At 71.4% G+C, this 17,667-nt stretch carries 19 protein-coding genes; all 19 read left to right on the plus strand.

The genetic code is table 11. The features are described from left to right. The first annotated feature begins 3 nt into the window (after positions 1-3). Entirely contained in the window at positions 4-1,206 is a 1,203-nt protein-coding gene (locus tag VGJ24_RS05320; RefSeq protein WP_331499461.1) for a dipeptide ABC transporter ATP-binding protein, read from the plus strand. Positions 1,207-1,239: 33 nt separating this feature from the next. Continuing rightward, a complete protein-coding gene (locus tag VGJ24_RS05325; RefSeq protein WP_414691040.1) occupies positions 1,240-2,601 on the plus strand; it encodes a replication-associated recombination protein A in 1,362 nt (453 codons plus the stop codon). Between the two features lie 11 nt (positions 2,602-2,612). Continuing rightward, a complete protein-coding gene (locus VGJ24_RS05330) occupies positions 2,613-3,104 on the plus strand; it encodes a hypothetical protein (protein ID WP_331499462.1) in 492 nt (163 codons plus the stop codon). Then, entirely contained in the window at positions 3,101-3,427 is a 327-nt protein-coding gene (locus tag VGJ24_RS05335) for a DUF6167 family protein (RefSeq protein ID WP_331499463.1), read from the plus strand. The genes VGJ24_RS05330 and VGJ24_RS05335 overlap by 4 nt, the downstream gene beginning before the upstream one ends. Further along, a complete protein-coding gene (gene alaS / locus VGJ24_RS05340; RefSeq protein ID WP_331499464.1) occupies positions 3,427-6,129 on the plus strand; it encodes an alanine--tRNA ligase in 2,703 nt (900 codons plus the stop codon). Before VGJ24_RS05335 ends, alaS begins: the two co-directional genes overlap by 1 nt. Before the next feature lie 7 nt (positions 6,130-6,136). Continuing rightward, the gene (ruvX, locus tag VGJ24_RS05345) at positions 6,137-6,610 is read left to right on the plus strand and encodes a Holliday junction resolvase RuvX (protein ID WP_331499465.1); all 474 of its coding nucleotides are present in this window, start codon (positions 6,137-6,139) and stop codon (positions 6,608-6,610) included. Further along, positions 6,607-7,818, plus strand: a complete 1,212-nt coding sequence (gene mltG / locus VGJ24_RS05350; protein WP_331499466.1) for an endolytic transglycosylase MltG — start codon at positions 6,607-6,609, stop codon at positions 7,816-7,818. The genes ruvX and mltG overlap by 4 nt, the downstream gene beginning before the upstream one ends. Before the next feature lie 51 nt (positions 7,819-7,869). Further along, positions 7,870-8,697: a shikimate dehydrogenase gene (locus tag VGJ24_RS05355; RefSeq protein ID WP_331499467.1), complete on the plus strand. Its 828-nt coding sequence runs from the start codon at positions 7,870-7,872 to the stop codon at positions 8,695-8,697. 27 nt (positions 8,698-8,724) lie between these two features. Next, on the plus strand, positions 8,725-9,471 hold the full coding sequence (locus tag VGJ24_RS05360) for a prepilin peptidase (protein WP_331499468.1): 747 nt from the start codon (positions 8,725-8,727) through the stop codon (positions 9,469-9,471). A 40-nt stretch (positions 9,472-9,511) separates the two neighbouring features. Then, positions 9,512-10,690: a chorismate synthase gene (gene aroC, locus VGJ24_RS05365; protein WP_331499469.1), complete on the plus strand. Its 1,179-nt coding sequence runs from the start codon at positions 9,512-9,514 to the stop codon at positions 10,688-10,690. A gap of 7 nt (positions 10,691-10,697) precedes the next feature. After that, entirely contained in the window at positions 10,698-11,204 is a 507-nt protein-coding gene (locus VGJ24_RS05370; protein WP_331499470.1) for a shikimate kinase, read from the plus strand. Continuing rightward, positions 11,197-12,294, plus strand: a complete 1,098-nt coding sequence (gene aroB, locus VGJ24_RS05375; RefSeq protein ID WP_331499471.1) for a 3-dehydroquinate synthase — start codon at positions 11,197-11,199, stop codon at positions 12,292-12,294. Before VGJ24_RS05370 ends, aroB begins: the two co-directional genes overlap by 8 nt. Then, positions 12,291-12,722 carry a type II 3-dehydroquinate dehydratase gene (locus VGJ24_RS05380; protein WP_331499472.1) on the plus strand — a complete coding sequence of 144 codons (432 nt, stop codon included), beginning with the start codon at positions 12,291-12,293 and terminating at the stop codon, positions 12,720-12,722. The genes aroB and VGJ24_RS05380 overlap by 4 nt, the downstream gene beginning before the upstream one ends. A 34-nt stretch (positions 12,723-12,756) precedes the next feature. Beyond that, positions 12,757-13,680, plus strand: a complete 924-nt coding sequence (locus VGJ24_RS05385) for a DUF4349 domain-containing protein (RefSeq protein WP_331499473.1) — start codon at positions 12,757-12,759, stop codon at positions 13,678-13,680. Positions 13,681-13,853: 173 nt separating this feature from the next. Beyond that, positions 13,854-14,417, plus strand: a complete 564-nt coding sequence (gene efp / locus VGJ24_RS05390; RefSeq protein WP_331499474.1) for an elongation factor P — start codon at positions 13,854-13,856, stop codon at positions 14,415-14,417. A 10-nt stretch (positions 14,418-14,427) separates the two neighbouring features. Next, positions 14,428-14,838: a transcription antitermination factor NusB gene (gene nusB / locus VGJ24_RS05395; RefSeq protein ID WP_331499475.1), complete on the plus strand. Its 411-nt coding sequence runs from the start codon at positions 14,428-14,430 to the stop codon at positions 14,836-14,838. A gap of 40 nt (positions 14,839-14,878) precedes the next feature. Continuing rightward, complete coding sequence (locus tag VGJ24_RS05400; protein WP_331499476.1) at positions 14,879-15,703, plus strand: DUF1206 domain-containing protein; 825 nt, start codon at positions 14,879-14,881, stop codon at positions 15,701-15,703. Between the two features lie 36 nt (positions 15,704-15,739). Continuing rightward, on the plus strand, positions 15,740-16,780 hold the full coding sequence (locus VGJ24_RS05405) for a GNAT family N-acetyltransferase (RefSeq protein WP_331499477.1): 1,041 nt from the start codon (positions 15,740-15,742) through the stop codon (positions 16,778-16,780). A gap of 36 nt (positions 16,781-16,816) precedes the next feature. Next, the coding region (locus VGJ24_RS05410; protein WP_331499478.1) for an FAD-dependent oxidoreductase at positions 16,817-17,667 on the plus strand (851 nt) is incomplete at its 3' end.

A 17,667-nucleotide genomic window follows, 5' to 3' on the forward strand; every position in this document is an offset into this window, starting at 1 on the left:
AGGATGAGCACCGTGACCAACTCCGACATCGAGCGTGCCCCCGAGAGCTCGGGGGCAGCTGTCGGCAATGAGACGCTTCTCGAGGTTCGGGACCTGAAGAAGTACTTCCCGGTGAAGTCCGGCGGCGTCATCCGGCGGACCGTGGCCCACGTGCAGGCGGTGGACGGCGTCTCATTCACGCTGAACAAGGGCGAGTCGCTCGGGCTCGTGGGTGAGTCCGGCTGCGGGAAGACCACGACCGGGCGACTGATCACCCGGCTCTACGACCCCACGGCGGGCGAGATCAACTTCGAGGGCAACGACATCGGACCTCTCACGCGCCGGCAGATGATGCCGATCCGCAGCGAGATCCAGATGATCTTCCAGGATCCGTACTCCTCGCTGAACCCGCGTCACACGGTCGGCACGATCGTCGGTACGCCGTTACGGGTGCACAACATGGTCCCGGAGAAGAAGGTGCTCGCACGGGTCCAGGAGCTGCTGGAGGTCGTCGGCCTCAACCCGGAGCACTACAACCGGTACCCGAGCGAGTTCTCCGGTGGACAGCGGCAGCGCATCGGCATCGCCCGCGCGCTCGCCCTGCAGCCCAAGCTCCTGGTCGCCGATGAGCCGGTCTCCGCGCTCGACGTGTCGATCCAGGCCCAGGTGGTCAACCTGCTGGGTGACGTGCAGGAGGAGTTCGGGATCGCGTTCCTCTTCATCGCCCACGACCTGTCGATCGTGCGGCACTTCTGCCCCGACGTCGCGGTCATGTACCTCGGCAAGATCGTCGAGATCGGCGACCGCGAGACGATCTACGAGCGTCCGCACCACCCCTACACCCAGGCCCTGCTGTCCGCGGCACCCGACGTGAAGCAGGCCGCCATCGGCGGGCGTCGCGAGCGCATCCGGCTCGAGGGCGACGTACCGTCACCGATCAACCCGCCCAGCGGCTGTCGGTTCCGCACGCGCTGCTGGATGGCCCAGGAGATCTGTGCCAAGCAGGAGCCGCCGCTGATGCAGATCGGCCGGCGGCACAAGGTCGCCTGCCACTTCGCCGGCGAGCTCCATCAGACACCCGACCGCCCGGTCACCGCGGAGATCCTCGGCGTCGACGACCAGGGCAACTCCAGCAGCGTGGGCCCGGCGCCGGCCGAGATCCACGACCAGCCGGGCTATGCCGACTCCTGGTACGACCTGAAGACCAAGTCGGTCACCTCGGCCTGAGCCGTCGACCGACCTACCGCCTACGCTGCACCCGTGGACGGGCTCTTCGACGACGCGACGCTGCGCTCGGGTGCGGACGTTCCGGGCTCGGGCGCGCTCCAGGCGAACACCCACGCCTCGGCGCCACTGGCGGTGCGGATGCGTCCGCGCACCCTCGACGAGCTGGTCGGCCAGCCGCAGCTGCGCGCCGAGGGGTCCCCGCTGAGGCAGCTGATCGAGGGCCGCCAGTCGATGTCGGTCCTGCTGTGGGGCCCGCCGGGCACCGGCAAGACGACGATCGCGGCCATCGTCAGCGGTCAGACGGATCGAGCCTTCGTCGAGGTCTCAGCGGTCTCGGCCGGGGTGAAGGAGGTGCGCGCCGCGATCGACCAGGCCCGGGCCGACCTGACCCGCCGTGGCCGCGAGACGGTGCTGTTCGTCGACGAGGTCCATCGGTTCAGCAAGGCTCAGCAGGACGCGCTTCTGCCCGGGGTGGAGAACCGCTGGGTGACCCTGGTCGCCGCGACGACCGAGAACCCGTTCTTCTCGGTGATCTCCCCGCTGCTCTCGCGCAGCCTGCTCCTGCAGCTGGACTCGCTCACCGACGCGGACGTGACCGAGGTGATCGACCGGGCGCTGACCGACGAGCGCGGGCTGGCCGAGGCGTTCACCCTCGACGACGACGCACGTGCTCACCTGGTGCGGCTGGCCGGAGGTGACGCGCGGCGTTCGCTGACCTACCTCGAGGCCGCGGCCGGGGCCGCGTCGACGAAGGGCGCGACCACGATCGACCTGGAGACCGCCGAGACCGCCGTCGACCGCGCGGCGGTGCGCTACGACCGGCAGGGCGACCAGCACTACGACGTGGTCTCGGCGTTCATCAAGTCCGTGCGGGGCTCCGACGCCGACGCCTCACTTCACTACCTGGCCCGGATGTTCGAGGCGGGGGAGGACCCGCGGTTCATCGCCCGTCGGCTGGTGATCCTCGCCAGCGAGGACATCGGTCTTGCCGACCCGACCGCCCTCACCACCGCGGTCGCCGCAGCGCAGGCCGTCCAGCTGATCGGGATGCCGGAGGCGCGGCTCAACCTCGCCCAGGCCACCATCGCGCTGGCCGTCGCGCCGAAGTCGAACGCCGTGATCATGGCGATCGAGGCGGCGAGCGCCGACGTGCGGGCCGGGAAGATCGGACAGGTCCCTCCGCACCTGCGCGATGCCCACTACCCGGGCTCGAAGAAGCTGGGTCACGGCACGTCGTACACCTACAGCCACGACGAGCCGTACGGCGTCGCCGAGCAGCAGTACGCGCCGGACGTGGTGCTGGACGCGGAGTACTACCGGCCCACGTCGCTCGGTGCCGAGGCCGCGGTCAAGGAGCGGTGGGAGCGCATCCGGCGGATGGTGCGCGGACGATAGGGTCGTCGACTGTGACCCGGGACCAGGCCGTGCTGCTCGCCGTCGGCGGGCTGGCCGTGGGCTGCCTGGTGCTGGTGGTCGCGCTGCTGCGCGTTCACATGCATGCCCGGCGTACCGCCGCCGAGCTCGCCGTCCTGCGAGCGAGGCTCGACGACCTGGAGCACCTGACCCCTTCGCCCGCCGCCGCGGCGCCTGCCGCGGGCCCGGTCGAGTTCGTGATCACCGACCTCGGCCAGGAGAGGCCGCTGCCCGAGCCGGCCCACCTCGACGCGCCGGCGTTCGCCGACGTCGTGCTCCGCGAGACCGTGGTGAAGGCGGCCTCCCTCGCACACGGCGTACGCCGCGGCCTGGCGCCGGCGAACCGGAACCGCATCCGCTTCGAGATGAAGCAGGAGTTACGCCGCGCGCGCAAGCAGCGGCGGGCCGACCTCAAGGCCGCCCAGCGTGACCTGCATGCCAAACAGCGCGCGTCGCTGGCGCCCGACACCCGGGAGGCCTCATGAGGCGTGGTCTCTGGTTCATGGCCGGGGCCGGCGCGGGTGTCTACGCCATGGTCCGCGCCCGGCGGGTGGCCGAGGCGTTCACGGCCGACGGTCTGAGCGACCGCTGGCATGCCCTGACCCTCGGCGCCCGGATGCTGCGCGACGAGGTGGCGCAGGGCCAGGCCGAGGCCGAAACGGAGTTGCGCGAGCGGTTCGGGCTCGTGCCTCATGGAGTGCCCGAGCTGGTGGCGACGGGTGGTCTCGAGACGCTCGCAGAGCGAGCCCCTCAACCACCGGAGGTGGCGCACCACAGACGAAGCGACGACGAAGTGGGTGAGGACTGATGGACACCGCGGAGATCCGGCGAAGGTTCGTGGCGCACTTCGAGGCCGCCGCGCACACCGCCGTCCCCTCGGCATCCATGATCCTCGACGACCCGACGCTGCTGTTCGTGAACGCCGGGATGGTGCCGTTCAAGCCCTACTTCCTCGGGCAGGAGACGCCGCCGTACCCCCGAGCGGTCAGCGTGCAGAAGTGCATCCGCACTCCCGACATCGAGGACGTCGGCAAGACCACCCGGCACGGCACGTTCTTCGAGATGTGCGGCAACTTCTCCTTCGGTGACTACTTCAAGGAGGGTGCCGTCGAGTACGCCTGGGACCTGGTCACCAAGTCACAAGCCGATGGCGGCTTCGGCCTCGAGGAGAGTCGGCTGTGGCCGTCGATCCTGTACGGCGACGACGAGGCGCTCCAGGTCTGGATGAAGGTCACCGGGCTGCCGAGCGAGCGGATCGTCAAGCTCGGCCCGAAGGAGAACTACTGGTCCATGGGCGTGCCGGGTCCCGGCGGTCCCTCCTCGGAGATCCTCTACGACCGCGGGCCGGACCACGGTCCCGAGGGCGAGTTCGAGACCACCGAGCGCCTGGTGATGCCGGCCAAGCTCGAGGACCGCTACCTCGAGATCTGGAACCTGGTCTTCATGCAGGACGAGCTCAGCGCCGTCAGGTCCAAGGAGGACTTCGACATCGTCGGGCCGCTGCCGAAGCGGAACATCGACACGGGGATGGGCCTCGAGCGGGTTGCGTACCTGCTCCAGGGCGTCGACAACATGTACGAGATCGACGTGATGTACCCGGTGATCGAGCGTGCCGAGGAGCTCACCGGCCGGCGGTACGGCGCGGACCACGACGACGACGTCCGGATGCGGGTCGTCTCGGACCACGTCCGCAGCTGCCTGATGCTGATCGCCGACGGCGTCACTCCCGGCAACGAGGGCCGCGGCTACGTGCTGCGCCGCCTGCTGCGCAGGGCGGTCCGCTCGATGCGCCTGCTCGGGTACGACGACCCCGCGCTGCCCGAGCTGCTGCCGGTCAGCCGCGACAAGATGGGAGAGACCTACTCCGAGCTGCACCGCGACTGGGATCGCATCTCGACGATCGCGTACGCCGAGGAGGACGCGTTCCGGCAGACGCTGAGGTCCGGGACCACGATCTTCGACCAGGCGGCCGCGGAGGTGAAGCGCTCCGGCGGGACCACTTTCGGCGGCGACCGCGCGTTCGCGCTGCACGACACGTACGGCTTCCCGATCGACCTGACCCTGGAGATGGCCGCGGAGCAGGGACTCGAGGTCGACGAGGTCGGCTTCCGCGACCTGATGGACCAGCAGCGGCAGCGCGCCAAGGAGGACGCCCGCTCCAAGAAGGGCGGCCACGTCAACACCGCGGCGTACCGCCAGGTGGCCGACGACATCGGTCGCGCGGTCGACTTCACCGGCTATCGCGAGGTGGTCAGCGAGGGCGCCGTCCGCGGGATCGTCCGCGACGGTGAGGTCGTGCCGAGCGCTCGCGAGGGCGACGACGTGGAGCTGGTCCTCGACCGCACGCCGTTCTATGCCGAGGGCGGCGGGCAGCTCGCGGATCAGGGCGTGATCGAGCTGGAGAACGGCGCCCGCATCGAGGTGCGCGACGTCCAGTCGCCGATCACCGGGCTGATCGTGCACACCGCGAGGGTGCTCAGCGGCGAGGTGACGGCCGGCGTCGGCGCTCACTCCGAGGTCGACACCGAGCGCCGCAAGTCGATCTCGCGCGCGCACACGGCGACCCACATGGTGCACAAGGCGTTCCGCGAGGCACTGGGGGAGACCGCGACCCAGGCCGGCTCGGAGAACGCGCCCGGCCGGTTCCGCTTCGACTTCTCCGCGACCGGTGCGGTGCCGACCTCGGTGATGCAGGACGTCGAGGCGCGGGTCAACGACCTCGTGCTCTCCGACCTCTCGGTGCACGCGGAGCTCATGAGCCAAGAGGAGGCGGTCCGGAGCGGCGCGATGGCGCTCTTCGGCGAGAAGTACGGCGACCAGGTGCGCGTCGTCTCGGTCGGCGACTGGGCTCGCGAGCTGTGCGGAGGCACGCATGCGGAGCGGTCCGGTCACCTCGGCGTGATCAAGCTGCTCGGCGAGTCGTCGATCGGCTCCGGCGTCCGCCGTGTCGAGGCGCTGGTCGGCGCGGACGCCTATCGTTTCCTGGCGCGTGAGCACGTGCTGGTGGCACAGCTGTCCGAGGCGCTCAAGGCCCGGCCCGAGGAGCTGCCCGAGCGGGTCAACGACATGGTCGAGCGGCTCCGTGCCGCGGAGAAGGCCCTCGAGCAGACCCGGATCGCCCAGCTGCTGTCGCAGGGTGCCGAGCTCGCGGCCGATGCGGCCGACGTCAACGGCGTGCGGCTGATCAGCCTGCGCATCGACGGGGCCGACGCCGGCGACGTCCGCACGATGGCGCTCAACCTGCGCAGCCGGGTCAGCCAGGAGCTGCCGGGTGCCGCGGTGCTGATCGGTGTCAAGGACGGCAAGGTCGCCGTCGTCGCGGCGACCAACCACCTCGCCCGAGACCGCGGGGTCAGGGCGAACGACCTGCTCGCGGCCGTGATGCCGCTGGTCGACGGCCGCGGGGGTGGCAAGGACGACGTCGCCCAGGGCGGCGGCACCGACGCGTCGCGGATCGACGACGCGCTGGCGGCAGCGCGGCACGCGATCGCCCAGGCGGCCGGGGTCTGAGACGGAGATGCGCCACGGCGTGCGCCTCGGGATCGACCCCGGCGATGCTCGGATCGGTGTCGCGAAGAGTGACCCGACCGGGTTCCTGGCGACCCCGCTGGAGACGGTACGCCGCGGCCGGGGCGACCTGGGGCGGATCGCACGGCTGGTGCGCGACGAGGATGCCGTCGAGGTGGTGGTCGGCCTGCCTCGTTCGCTGTCGGGGAGCGAGGGACCGGCCGCGGTGAAGGTCCGGGAGTTCGCGGGGCGACTCGCCGCTCGGATCGCACCGGTGGGGGTGCGACTCCAGGACGAGCGTCTGACCACCGTGAGTGCGGAGGCTATGCTGCGCGACCGAGGTAAGAGGGGTGCCGAACGGCGGGCCGTGGTCGACCAGGCTGCGGCGGTGCTCATCCTGCAACACGCCCTGGACACCGAGCGGGCGACCGGTCGTCCGCCCGGCGAGATCGTACGGGGAAAGACCGTGACAGGAGAGTCATGAACGACGGCAACACCTACGACGACCATGTCGTCGGGGAGCCGCACGACGTACCGGCGCCGGAGGCGGACGAGGGTGCCGACGACCGGTACGACCCCTCCTACCTCGGCGGCTCGCGCAAGAAGGAGAAGAAGCGGCGTGGCTTCTCCGGCTGCCTGGCGGTGATCGTGGCCCTGGCCGTCGTCGTCGGCGGCGCGTACTTCGCCGGTACGAAGGGATTCCACTACCTCAAGGACCACCTGTCGCACGCGGACGACTACTCCGGCCCCGGCCACGGGAAGGTGCTGTTCGAGGTCAAGCAGGGTGACTCCACGACCGCCATCGGCCGCAACCTCAAGAACGACCAGGTGGTCGCTTCGGTGGACGCCTTCCTGAGCGCCGCGCACGGCTCCAAGGACATCCAGGTCGGCTTCTACCAGCTCAAGAAGAAGATGGCCGCCGACGACGCGTTCAAGATCCTGAACGACCCGAAGAACATCATCAAGGACACCGTCACCATCCCGGAGGGCCTCCGTGTGGCCGACACCGTGGCGATCCTGGCCGACCGGACGAAGTACTCGACCGCCGACTTCGACGCGGCGCTGAAGAACACCGCGGCTCTCGGGCTGCCGTCGTTCGCCAACGGCAACCCCGAGGGCTACCTGTTCCCGTCGACGTACCCCTTCGGGCCGAAGGAGAAGCCGATCGACATGCTCAAGGACATGGTCGTCCGGTGGAAGCAGGCCGCGGCCGACGACGACCTGGTGGCGGGTGCCCAGCAGGTCGGCAAGACGCCCGCCGAGGTGATGACCATCGCCAGCCTGATCCAGGCCGAGGGCCGCGGCAGCGACATGTCCAAGGTCTCGCGGGTGATCTACAACCGGCTGGACGGGCCCGGAACCAAGCAGGGCACGTTCGGGAAGCTCCAGATCGACGCCACGGTCAACTACGCGCTGAACCGCAAGGGTGTCGTCGCGGTGACGACCGAGGAGACCCAGAACACCGACTCGCCGTACAACACCTACCTGCACGCCGGTCTGCCGCCGGGGCCGATCAACTCGCCCGGCGACGCTGCGATCAAGGCGGCGCTGAACCCGGCCGAAGGACCTTGGTACTACTACGTGACGGTCAACCTGGCGACGGGCGAGACGAAGTTCGGCGTGACCTACCAGGACTTCTTGGGCCTCAAGGCGGAGTATCGCCAGTACTGCACGACGTCGGACCGCTGCTGAGCCGGCGATGACCAGGCGATGACCAGGCGATGACCACGCGATGACCAGGCGATGATCAGGCGCTGCGCCGTCCTCGGCGACCCGGTCGAGCACTCGTTGTCACCGGTGCTCCACCGGGCGGCGTACGCCGAGCTGGGCCTGGACTGGTCCTACGACGCCGTGCGCGTCGCGGCCGGTGGCCTCGCGACGTACGTCGAGGGGTTGGGCGACGAGTGGCGCGGGCTGTCGCTGACGATGCCGCTGAAGCGGGAGGTGATGCCGCTGCTGACCTCGCGCGACCACTGGACCGAGATCTCGGGTGTCGCCAACACGCTGCTGCTGGACAACGAGGGTGGCCGGCACGGGCTGAACACCGATGTCCCCGGCGCCGAGGCGGCGCTGGGCCGGGCGACCGATGCCGCGCTGCACGAAGCGCTGGTGCTGGGCGGAGGTGCGACCGCGACCTCGGTCCTGCTGGCGCTCGCCGAGCGGGGGCTGCGGCGGGCCACCCTCGCCGTCCGTGACCCGGGCCGGGCGGCCGACACGGTCGCGGCGGTGGCTCGACATCGGCACGCGCCCGAGCTCATCGTGACCGGGCTGGCAGACCTCGGGCCGTGCGCGGCCGACGTGGTCGTCTCGACGATCCCCGCGACCGCCCAGACCGACGCCGTGCTCGCAGCCGTGGACGACGTCCCGGTGGTCTTCGAGGTGCTCTACGACCCGTGGCCGACGCCCCTGGCCGAGCGCGCGACCGCATCCGGGCGGACGCTCGTCGGCGGGCTCGACCTGCTCCTGTGGCAGGCGGTCGACCAGGTGCGGGCGATGACGGGACGGTTCGACGTCCCGGTCGCGGCGATGCGGGCGGCCGGCCGGGCGAGACTCGCCGAACGGCCGCATTGAGCGTCTCTCCATCGCTAGGGTCCCGGCATGGACTCGACCGTGCTGGCCGTGCTCGTCGGCGCGGTCGTAGCGGGTGCAGGCGGCCTTTTCGTCCCGTGGCTGATCGCGCGGGTGCCGCCGTGGGAGCCGCCGCCCCCTGAGCCCGAGGAGCCCGAGGCGGCCCTGGAGCCTGCGCCGCCGGTGGAAGCTCCCGAGCCCTACGCGGACATCGCCCGGCTGCCCGGACTCGGCTGGCGGAGCGCCGTCGTGAGTGCGGTCGCCGGAGCGATCATCGGGAGTGCCGTCGGCTGGCACTGGGCGTTCGTGCTCTGGGTGCCGTTCGTCCCGTTGTACGTCGCGCTGGCGCTCATCGACTGGCGCACCCGCCTGCTGCCGACGTACCTGATCCGCCCGGTCGCGATCGGGCTCCTGGCGCTGGTGGTGGTCGGGGCGTTGGTCACCGAGGAAATGGGGGCACTGGAACGCTCGATCATCGCCGGGCTCCTCGCGTTCGTCTTCTTCTTCGTGGTGTTCTGGATCTACCCCCGGGGCCTGGGGTTCGGGGACGTCAGGCTCGCGGGCGTCCTCGGCCTGGCCCTCGGCTGGGGTGGGTGGGGCACGTTCGTGGTCGGCCTCTACTCCGGCTTCCTCCTCGGCGGGTTGATCGGCGGCGCGCTCGCCGTACTCCGTGTCGTGGACCGTAAGGGATACCCGTTCGGCCCGTTCATGCTGGTCGGGGCGCTGATCGGCCTGCTCTGGGGCGCCGACGTCTGGAGCAGTCTCGTGAGCGCCTGACCGGTCCTGGACGCGCCGCCCTGCATGGAAGGATGAGCGCATGCTGCGCTGGCTGACCGCCGGGGAGTCCCACGGCCCCGCCCTGGTCGCGATCCTGGAGGGGCTGCCGGCGCACGTCGTGATCACCACCGACGACGTCTCGGCCGCGCTCGCCCGGCGCCGCCTCGGCAAGGGGCGGGGCGCTCGGATGACGTTCGAGCAGGACCGGGTGACGATCCTCGGCGGGGTCCGGCACGGCCGGACGATCGGCGGACCGGTGGCGATCGAGGTCGCGAACACCGAGTGGCCGAAGTGGGACCAGGTGATGGCAGCCGACCCGGTCGACGAGTCCGTGCTGGCCGACCTCGCCCGCAACGCGCCGCTGACCCGCCCCCGGCCCGGGCACGCCGACCTGGTCGGGATGCAGAAGTACGGGTTCGACGAGGCGCGCCCCGTGCTGGAGCGCGCCTCCGCCCGCGAGACGGCGGCCCGGGTCGCGCTGGGGAGCGTCGCGAGCGCGTTCCTCGAGCAGGCCACCGGCGCCCGGATCTTGTCCCACGTCATCGAGCTGGGAGGAGTGCGAGCCCCGGCCGGCGTCGTACCCGGACCCGACGACGTCGCGCGGCTCGACGAGGACGAGGTGCGCTGCTTCGACCCGGTCGCGAGCGCCGCGATGGTGGGGGCCATCGACCAGGCCCACCGGGACGGCGACACCCTCGGCGGAGTGGTCGAGGTCGTGGTGCACGGCCTGCCGCCCGGCCTCGGCTCCCACGTGCACTGGGACCGCCGGCTCGACTCCCGGCTGGCCGGTGCGCTGATGGGGATCCAGGCGATCAAGGGTGTGGAGGTCGGGGACGGGTTCGAGATCGCGGCGACCCGCGGCAGCCGGGCCCACGACGAGATCGTCCCGACCGACGAGGGGATCCGGCGGACCAGCGGCCGCTCGGGGGGCACCGAGGGCGGCATGTCCACCGGTGAGGTGCTTCGGGTCCGGGCCGCGATGAAGCCGATCTCGACCGTGCCGCGGGCGCTCCGGACCGTCGACGTCGCGACCGGCGAGGCCGCGGTCGCCCACCACCAGCGCTCCGACGTGTGCGCCGTACCGGCGGCCGGGGTCGTGGCCGAGGCGATGGTGGCGCTGGTGCTCGCGGACGCGGTGCTGGAGAAGTTCGGTGGCGACGCGGTGCCGGAGACGAGGCGCAACGTCGAGGGGTACCTCGCGTCGTTGGGAGTCCGGTGAGGGTCCGATGACCGGGCCGCGCCTGGTGCTCGTCGGGCCGATGGGCGCCGGCAAGTCGACCGTGGGTCGCCTGCTGGCCGAGCGCTGGGACGTGCCGTTCCGCGACACGGACGACGACGTGGAGCAGACCGAGGGCCGCACCATCTCCGACATCTTCGTGGAATCCGGCGAGGAGCACTTCCGGGCCGTGGAGACGGGGGCCGTGGCCCGCGCGCTCGCGGAGCACGAGGGGGTCCTCGCCATCGGTGGCGGGGCGGTGATGGCGTCGGACAGCCGGGCCGCGCTGGCCGCGCACCGGGTCGTCTTCCTGCGGGTCGGGCTCGCGGACGCCGCTGCCCGGGTCGGGCTGGGGACCTCGCGCCCGCTGCTGCTGGGCAACGTGCGCGGCACGATGAAGGCGTTGCTCGACGAGCGCACTCCGGTCTACGAGTCGGTGGCGGTCGCGGTGGTCGACACCGACGGACGGACGCCCGACGAGGTCGCGCTCGCGGTCGAGGAGGCGCTCGGTGGCTGACCCGACCGTGATCCGGGTCGAGACCGCCGCGGCGTACGACGTGGTGGTGGGCGGCGACCTGCTCGCGGGGCTGCCCGATCTGCTCGGCTCAGACGCGCAACGCGTCGCGGTCGTCTTCACCGAGGACCTGCCGGCCCCGGCGTCGTCGGTCGCCGACGTCCTCGCCCCGGCGTACGACGTGCTGGAGCTGCCCGTCCCGCCGGGGGAACGGGCCAAGACGGCGGAGTGCGCGCACCGCTGCTGGGAGGCGCTCGGGGCCGCCGGCCTCACCCGCAGCGACGCGGTCGTGACCGTCGGCGGTGGCGCGACCACCGACCTCGGCGGGTTCGTCGCCGCGACCTGGCTGCGCGGCGTGCGCGTGGTCCACGTCCCGACCACTCTGCTCGGCATGGTCGATGCGGCGGTGGGTGGGAAGACCGGCATCAACACCAGTGCGGGCAAGAACCTGGTCGGGTCGTTCCACGAGCCGGCCGGGGTGCTGTGCGATCTCGACCTGCTCGCCACCCTGCCCGACGCCGAGCTGCGCTCGGGGCTGGGTGAGGTGGTGAAGTGCGGCTTCATCGCCGACCCCGAGATCCTGCGGCTGGTCGACGACCACGGCGTGCCCTCGGCGGACTCGCCGGTGTTGCGCCAACTGGTCGAACGGGCCGTGCGGGTCAAGGCGGACATCGTGGCCGGCGACCTGAAGGAGCGTGGCGGCGACGCCCGGCATCCGGGGCGCGAGGTGCTCAACTACGGACACACGATGGGGCACGCCGTCGAGCAGGCGAGCGACTACGCCCTGCGGCACGGCGAGGCGGTCGCGATCGGGTGCGTGTACGTCGCCGAGCTCGCCCGCGCCGCGGAGGTGCTGGCCGACGACGTCGCAGACCGCCACCGCTCGACGTTCGCCCGGGTCGGGCTGCCGACCGGGTGGTCGGGCGCGTCGTACGACGACCTGCGAGCGCGGATGGCCGTCGACAAGAAGTCGCGAGGCTCGTCGTTGCGCTTCGTCGTGCTGAGCGACCTGGCAAGACCCCGGATCCTGGCCGACCCGAGCGAGGAGCAGCTGCGCGCGGCGTACGACGTGATGGTGGGAGGCGCCGGATGAGGGTGCTGGTGCTGAACGGACCCAACCTCGGCCGGCTCGGCCGCCGGCAGCCGGAGATCTACGGCTCCACGACGTACGACGAGCTGGTCGGCCGCTGCGAGGAGTGGGGCCGCGAGCTCGGCCTGGAGGTGGAGGTCCGGCAGACCAACCACGAGGGCGAGCTGCTCGACTGGCTCAACGCCGCGGCCGACGACCGCACCCCGGTGGTGCTGAACGCGGGCGCCTGGACCCACTACTCCCTGGCCCTCTACGACGCCTGCGCCCAGCTGTCAGCGCCGCTGGTCGAGGTGCACGTCAGCGACCCGGCCCAGCGGCCGGAGGAGTTCCGTCACCACTCGGTGGTCACCCCGCACGCAGTCGCGGTGATCGCCGGGAAGGGCGTCGATGGCTACCGCGAGGCGCTGGCGCTGATCGGGTCGTCCGTCTGAGGAACCTCGGGAGCGGTTGGCACGTCGGAGTGCCATGGACATCGCGACCTCGCCGACCATGGCACGCGCCCACCGCGGCTCGCTGCTGGTGGCGGCCCCCGTGCTGGCAGTTCTGGTGCTCTCCGGATGCGGTTCGGACAGCTCGGGAACCGCCGCGGGCGCCTCGGACGCGGGCAGCCTCGCCCAGGACAGCAACCTGGGCAACACCGCGAACGGGAAGGCAGCGGCCGAGGTGGCCCAGAAGGCCCCTGGGTCCGAGGTCCAGCGACGCGCCGTGATCTCCACCGGCACGATCGCGCTCACCAGCAGCGACGTCGCCGCGACGCGCGCCCGGCTGGACGCGGTGCTCGCCAAGGACGGCGGCCGGGTGGCCGACGAGGACACCGCGACCGACGACCGTGGAACGCTGACGCACTCACACCTCGTCGTGCGGGTGCCGAGCGACCGGTTCGACGGCGCGATGACCTCGCTCTCCGAGATCGCCTCCTTGCGTACAGCGTCGCGCAAGGCCGAGGACGTCACCACGCAGGTGATCGACCTCCAGGCGCGGATCGCGGCCGAGCGGGCCGGCGTACGACGCCTGCGCGCGCTGGTCTCGCAGACCGCGAACCTGCGTGCCCTGCTCGACGTGGAGCGGGCCCTGACCGAGCGACAGGGTGAGCTGGAGTCGCTGCGGCAACAGCGGGTGTACCTGGCCGACCGCACCAGCCTGGCCACGATCACCGTCGACGTGGCCCTGCGCACGACGCCGGCTCCGCCGCAGGTCGCGGCCGGTGGGTTCGTCGGCGGGCTCGGGCACGGCTGGAACGCCCTGGTCGCCGTGGTGACCGGGCTCCTGGTCGGGCTCGGCGCCCTGCTCCCGTTCGCGGTCGCCGGCGCCCTGGTCGGCGTGCCGGCCTGGCTCGTCGTACGCCGGATGCGTCGGACCCGTCGCCCGCGGGCGCCTGCTGAGTCGTAGCCGGGTCACAGCCCGGGTCAGGCCCGGTCCCAGCCCGGGTCACGCCCGGTTCATGGTCGCGCGGCCGACGATTCAGGCCGCCCCGAGCGGCGTACTAGACTCGGACGTCGCCCGCCCGGGCCCTCCTCCGGTGCCGGGCCCACCCGATCTCCCGGCAGAAGAGGCACTCCCGCATGGCCACCACCAACGACCTCAAGAACGGCATGGTCCTCAACCTCGACGGCCAGCTCTGGCAGGTCATCTGGTTCCAGCACCACAAACCCGGCAAGGGCGGTGCGGTCGTGCGGTCGAAGCTGAAGAACATCGAGTCCGGCAAGACCGTCGACCGCACCTTCAACGCGGATGTGAAGGTCGACGTCGCGAACGTCGACAAGCGCACGATGCAGTACCTCTACAACGACGGCACGTCCTACGTGTTCATGGACACGGGCACCTACGACCAGCTCGAGATCGCGCCCGACATCGTCGGCGACGCGAAGAACTTCATGCTGGAGAACCAGGACGCCATCGTCGCCACCAACGACGGCCGCGTGCTCTACATCGAGCTCCCGGCATCGGTCGAGCTCGAGATCACCTACACCGAGCCGGGCGTCGTGGGCGACAGCGCGACCGGCCGCACCAAGCCGGCGACGCTCGAGACCGGGCACGAGATCCAGGTTCCGCTGTTCATCACGAAGGGCGAGAGGGTCAAGGTCGACACGCGCGACTCGTCGTACCTCGGTCGCGTGAAGGCGTAGTCGACCAGCCATGCCGGCACGGTCCAAGGCACGCAAGCGCGCCCTCGACGTCCTGTACGCCGCGGAGATGCGCGGGCAGGACCCGGTCGAGGCGCTCGACGCCGCCATCGCCGGAGGCGAGGGCCCGACCAATCCCTACACCGAGATCCTGGTCCGCGGGGTCAGCGAGCGCCGGGCTCGGATCGACGAGCTGCTCGCGCAGTACGCCCAGGGCTGGACGCTCGAACGGATGCCGGCCGTCGACCGCACCGCGCTCCGTATCGGCGCCTACGAGCTGCTGTACGTCGACGACGTGCCGCATCCGGTGGCGGTGTCCGAGGCGGTCGCGCTGGTCCGCAACCTGTCCACCGACGACTCGCCGTCGTTCGTCAACGGCGTCCTCGGCAGCATGCTCCGCGACCGCGACTCCCTCACCCTCTAGGGGGGTCAGCGTTCCCGGGTCCGGACCTATCATCGGCGCCATGGCAGACGTCAGCGACCAGGCTGAGCAGCTCGGACGACGGGCGCACAGCAGCGAGTGGACCGATCGGGCGGTCCGGGTCGGCATGGTCGCCTACGGCATCGTGCACCTGACCATCGCCTGGCTGGGCATCCAGCTCTCCTTCGGCGACCACAGCGGCGCGGCGTCGCGGAACGGCGCCCTCCACCAGCTGGTGCAGCAGCCGTTCGGCGAGTTCGTGGTGTGGGTCGTTGCGGTGGGGATGTTCCTGCTGGTGATCTGGAAGCTGCTGGAGGCCTTCGTCGACCTCACCGTCGAGGACGGCGCGAAGAGGGTGCTCAAGCCGGCCACGAACATCTTCAAGGCGATCGTGTACGGCACGCTCGGGGTCGCCGCCGTCCATGTCGCCACGGGCTCGAAGTCGAAGAGCAGCACCAACGACGCCACCGCCACGCTCATGGACCAGCCGTTCGGACGCTGGCTGGTGGGGCTGGTGGGCCTGGCGATCATCGGCTACGGCGGGTACCTCGTCTACCGCGGCTGGGCCGGGAAGTTCCTCGAGCACCTCGATCCGCAGGGGCGCAGCGGCGAGAGCGGCCGGGCCTACGAGATGTTCGGGAAGGTCGGCTACGTCGCGAAGGGCATCGCGATCGGCGTGATCGGCGTCCTGTTCCTGTACGCGGCGATCGACCACAGCGCGAAGAAGGCCGGAGGGCTCGACCAGGCGCTGCACAAGGTGCTGCACCAGGCGTTCGGTCCGGTGCTGTTGTTCGCGATCTCGGTCGGTGTCGGCTGCTACGGGGTCTTCTGCTTCGCCCGGGCCCGCCACCTCAGCGCGCAACGCTGAGCCCCACGCAAGGAGCACCGGCTTAGGCTGGCCGGCATGCCGGACGCGTCCCCCTTCCAGGAGCCGCTGCCCGACCTCCCGCCGGGTTGGCACGGCCGGATCCCCGGGGAGGAGGACCTTCCTACGCTGGTGCGGCTGCGTGCGGCCGACCATGCACCCTTCACCGGTGAGGCCGGTGTCGACGCGGCGGCCGTTCGGTCGGAGGTGGTGGGCCAGGCGTCGTGGACCCGGCGACAGCTGGTCGTGACCCGCGACGACGACCGGCCGGTCGGCTGGGTGTCGGTACAGGATCGGGCGGCCGGTCGGACGACGGTGAGCCTGTGGCTCGAGCGCGACCCCGATGCCCTCGACGACGCGGCGCAGGTGGCCGTCGCACTGTACGCCTGGGCGGACGGCCAAGGGGCCGCGATCGCCCGGCTGCGGGGCCTCGAGCTCACCCGGATGGACGCTTCGCCGTACGCCGACGACACGGTGCAACGCGACTGGCTCGAGCGTGCCGACTACGCGTGCCGGCGTCGCTGGCTGCACATGACCCGACCCGTCGCCCCGCACGAGACCTTCCCGGGGGTGCGCGAGGGCGTGACGGTGCGCCGCGTCACGCGGCACGACAACGGCGTACCGGTCGCGCAGGACCTCCAGATCGTGCACCTGATGCTGGAGGAGTCGTTCCAGGACCACTTCAACTCCTACCGCGAGAGCTTCCCCGAGTTCGTCCAGCGCCTCCGGGAGGACCCCGGCCACCGCTGGGACCATTGGTGGCTCGCCTTCGTCTCACCGGAGCAAGGGGACGACGTGCCAGCTGGGGCGATCGTCTGCTCCGTCCTCGCCGCCGATGCGACCGGCGCCGAAGGGACCTACGTCGACTACATCGGCGTCAACCGGGCGGCCCGTGGGCGTGGCGTCGCCAAGGGACTGCTGCACACGGTGCTCGCGGACGCGTCCGAGCGGGGCCGCAACCGGGTCGGCCTCGAGGTCGATGCCGACTCACCGACCAGCGCCGACGGCCTGTACCGCTCCATGGGGTGGGCGACCGACTACCTGACGGAGTCGTGGTTCAAGGACGTCGTCGCGGGGTGACTCCCGGTCCCGCCGGGTGCGTGGAAGGGTGAGGGCATGACGCACACGGGGGAGACCGGCGACCGGGAGTTCGACGTGATCGTGGTGGGGCTCGGCCCCGGCGGCGAGCACGTGGCGATCAAGACGGCGGAGGCCGGGCTGCGGGTGCTGGGCGTGGAGGAGCGGCTGGTCGGAGGCGAGTGTCCCTACTTCGGCTGCGTGCCCTCGAAGATGATGATCGCCGCCGCCCATACCCTGCGCGAGGCCGGGCGTGTGAACACGATGGCGGGAACCTCCACCGTCAGTCCCGAGTGGGCGCCGGTGGCGAAGCGGATCCGCGAGGAGGCCACCGACGACTGGGACGACGCGGTCGCGGTGAAGCGGCTCGAAAACGCCGGCGCGACGTTCGTGCGAGGCAGCGGGGTGCTGGCCGGCGACGGGCGGGTGGACGTCGCGGGCACGACGTACACCGCGACGAAGGGGGTCGTGATCAACACCGGTACGGCGCCGACCGCGCCGCCGATCCCGGGGCTGGCGGACTCGCCATACTGGACCAACCGCGACGCGGTGCAGCTGACCGAGCTGCCGTCCTCGGTGATCGTGATCGGTGGCGGGGCGATCGGGTGCGAGCTGGCGCAGGTGATGGCCCTGTTCGGCGTCCGGGTCACGCTCGTCGAGGTCGCCGACCGACTGGTGGCCCTCGAGGAGCCCGAGGCGAGCGAGCTGCTCGAGCAGGCGTTCGCCGAGAGCGGGATCCAGGTGCTCACCGGGGCGAGCATCGCGTCGGTGTCCTACGCCGAGGGCCGGTTCGAGGTGGACCTCGGCGACCAGCAGCTGACCGCCGACAAGCTGCTCGTCGCTGCCGGGCGCCGGAACAACCTCCAGGGCCTCGGGCTCGAGCACGTCGG

This window comes from Nocardioides sp. (assembly GCF_036493135.1).
Classification (GTDB): domain Bacteria; phylum Actinomycetota; class Actinomycetes; order Propionibacteriales; family Nocardioidaceae; genus Nocardioides.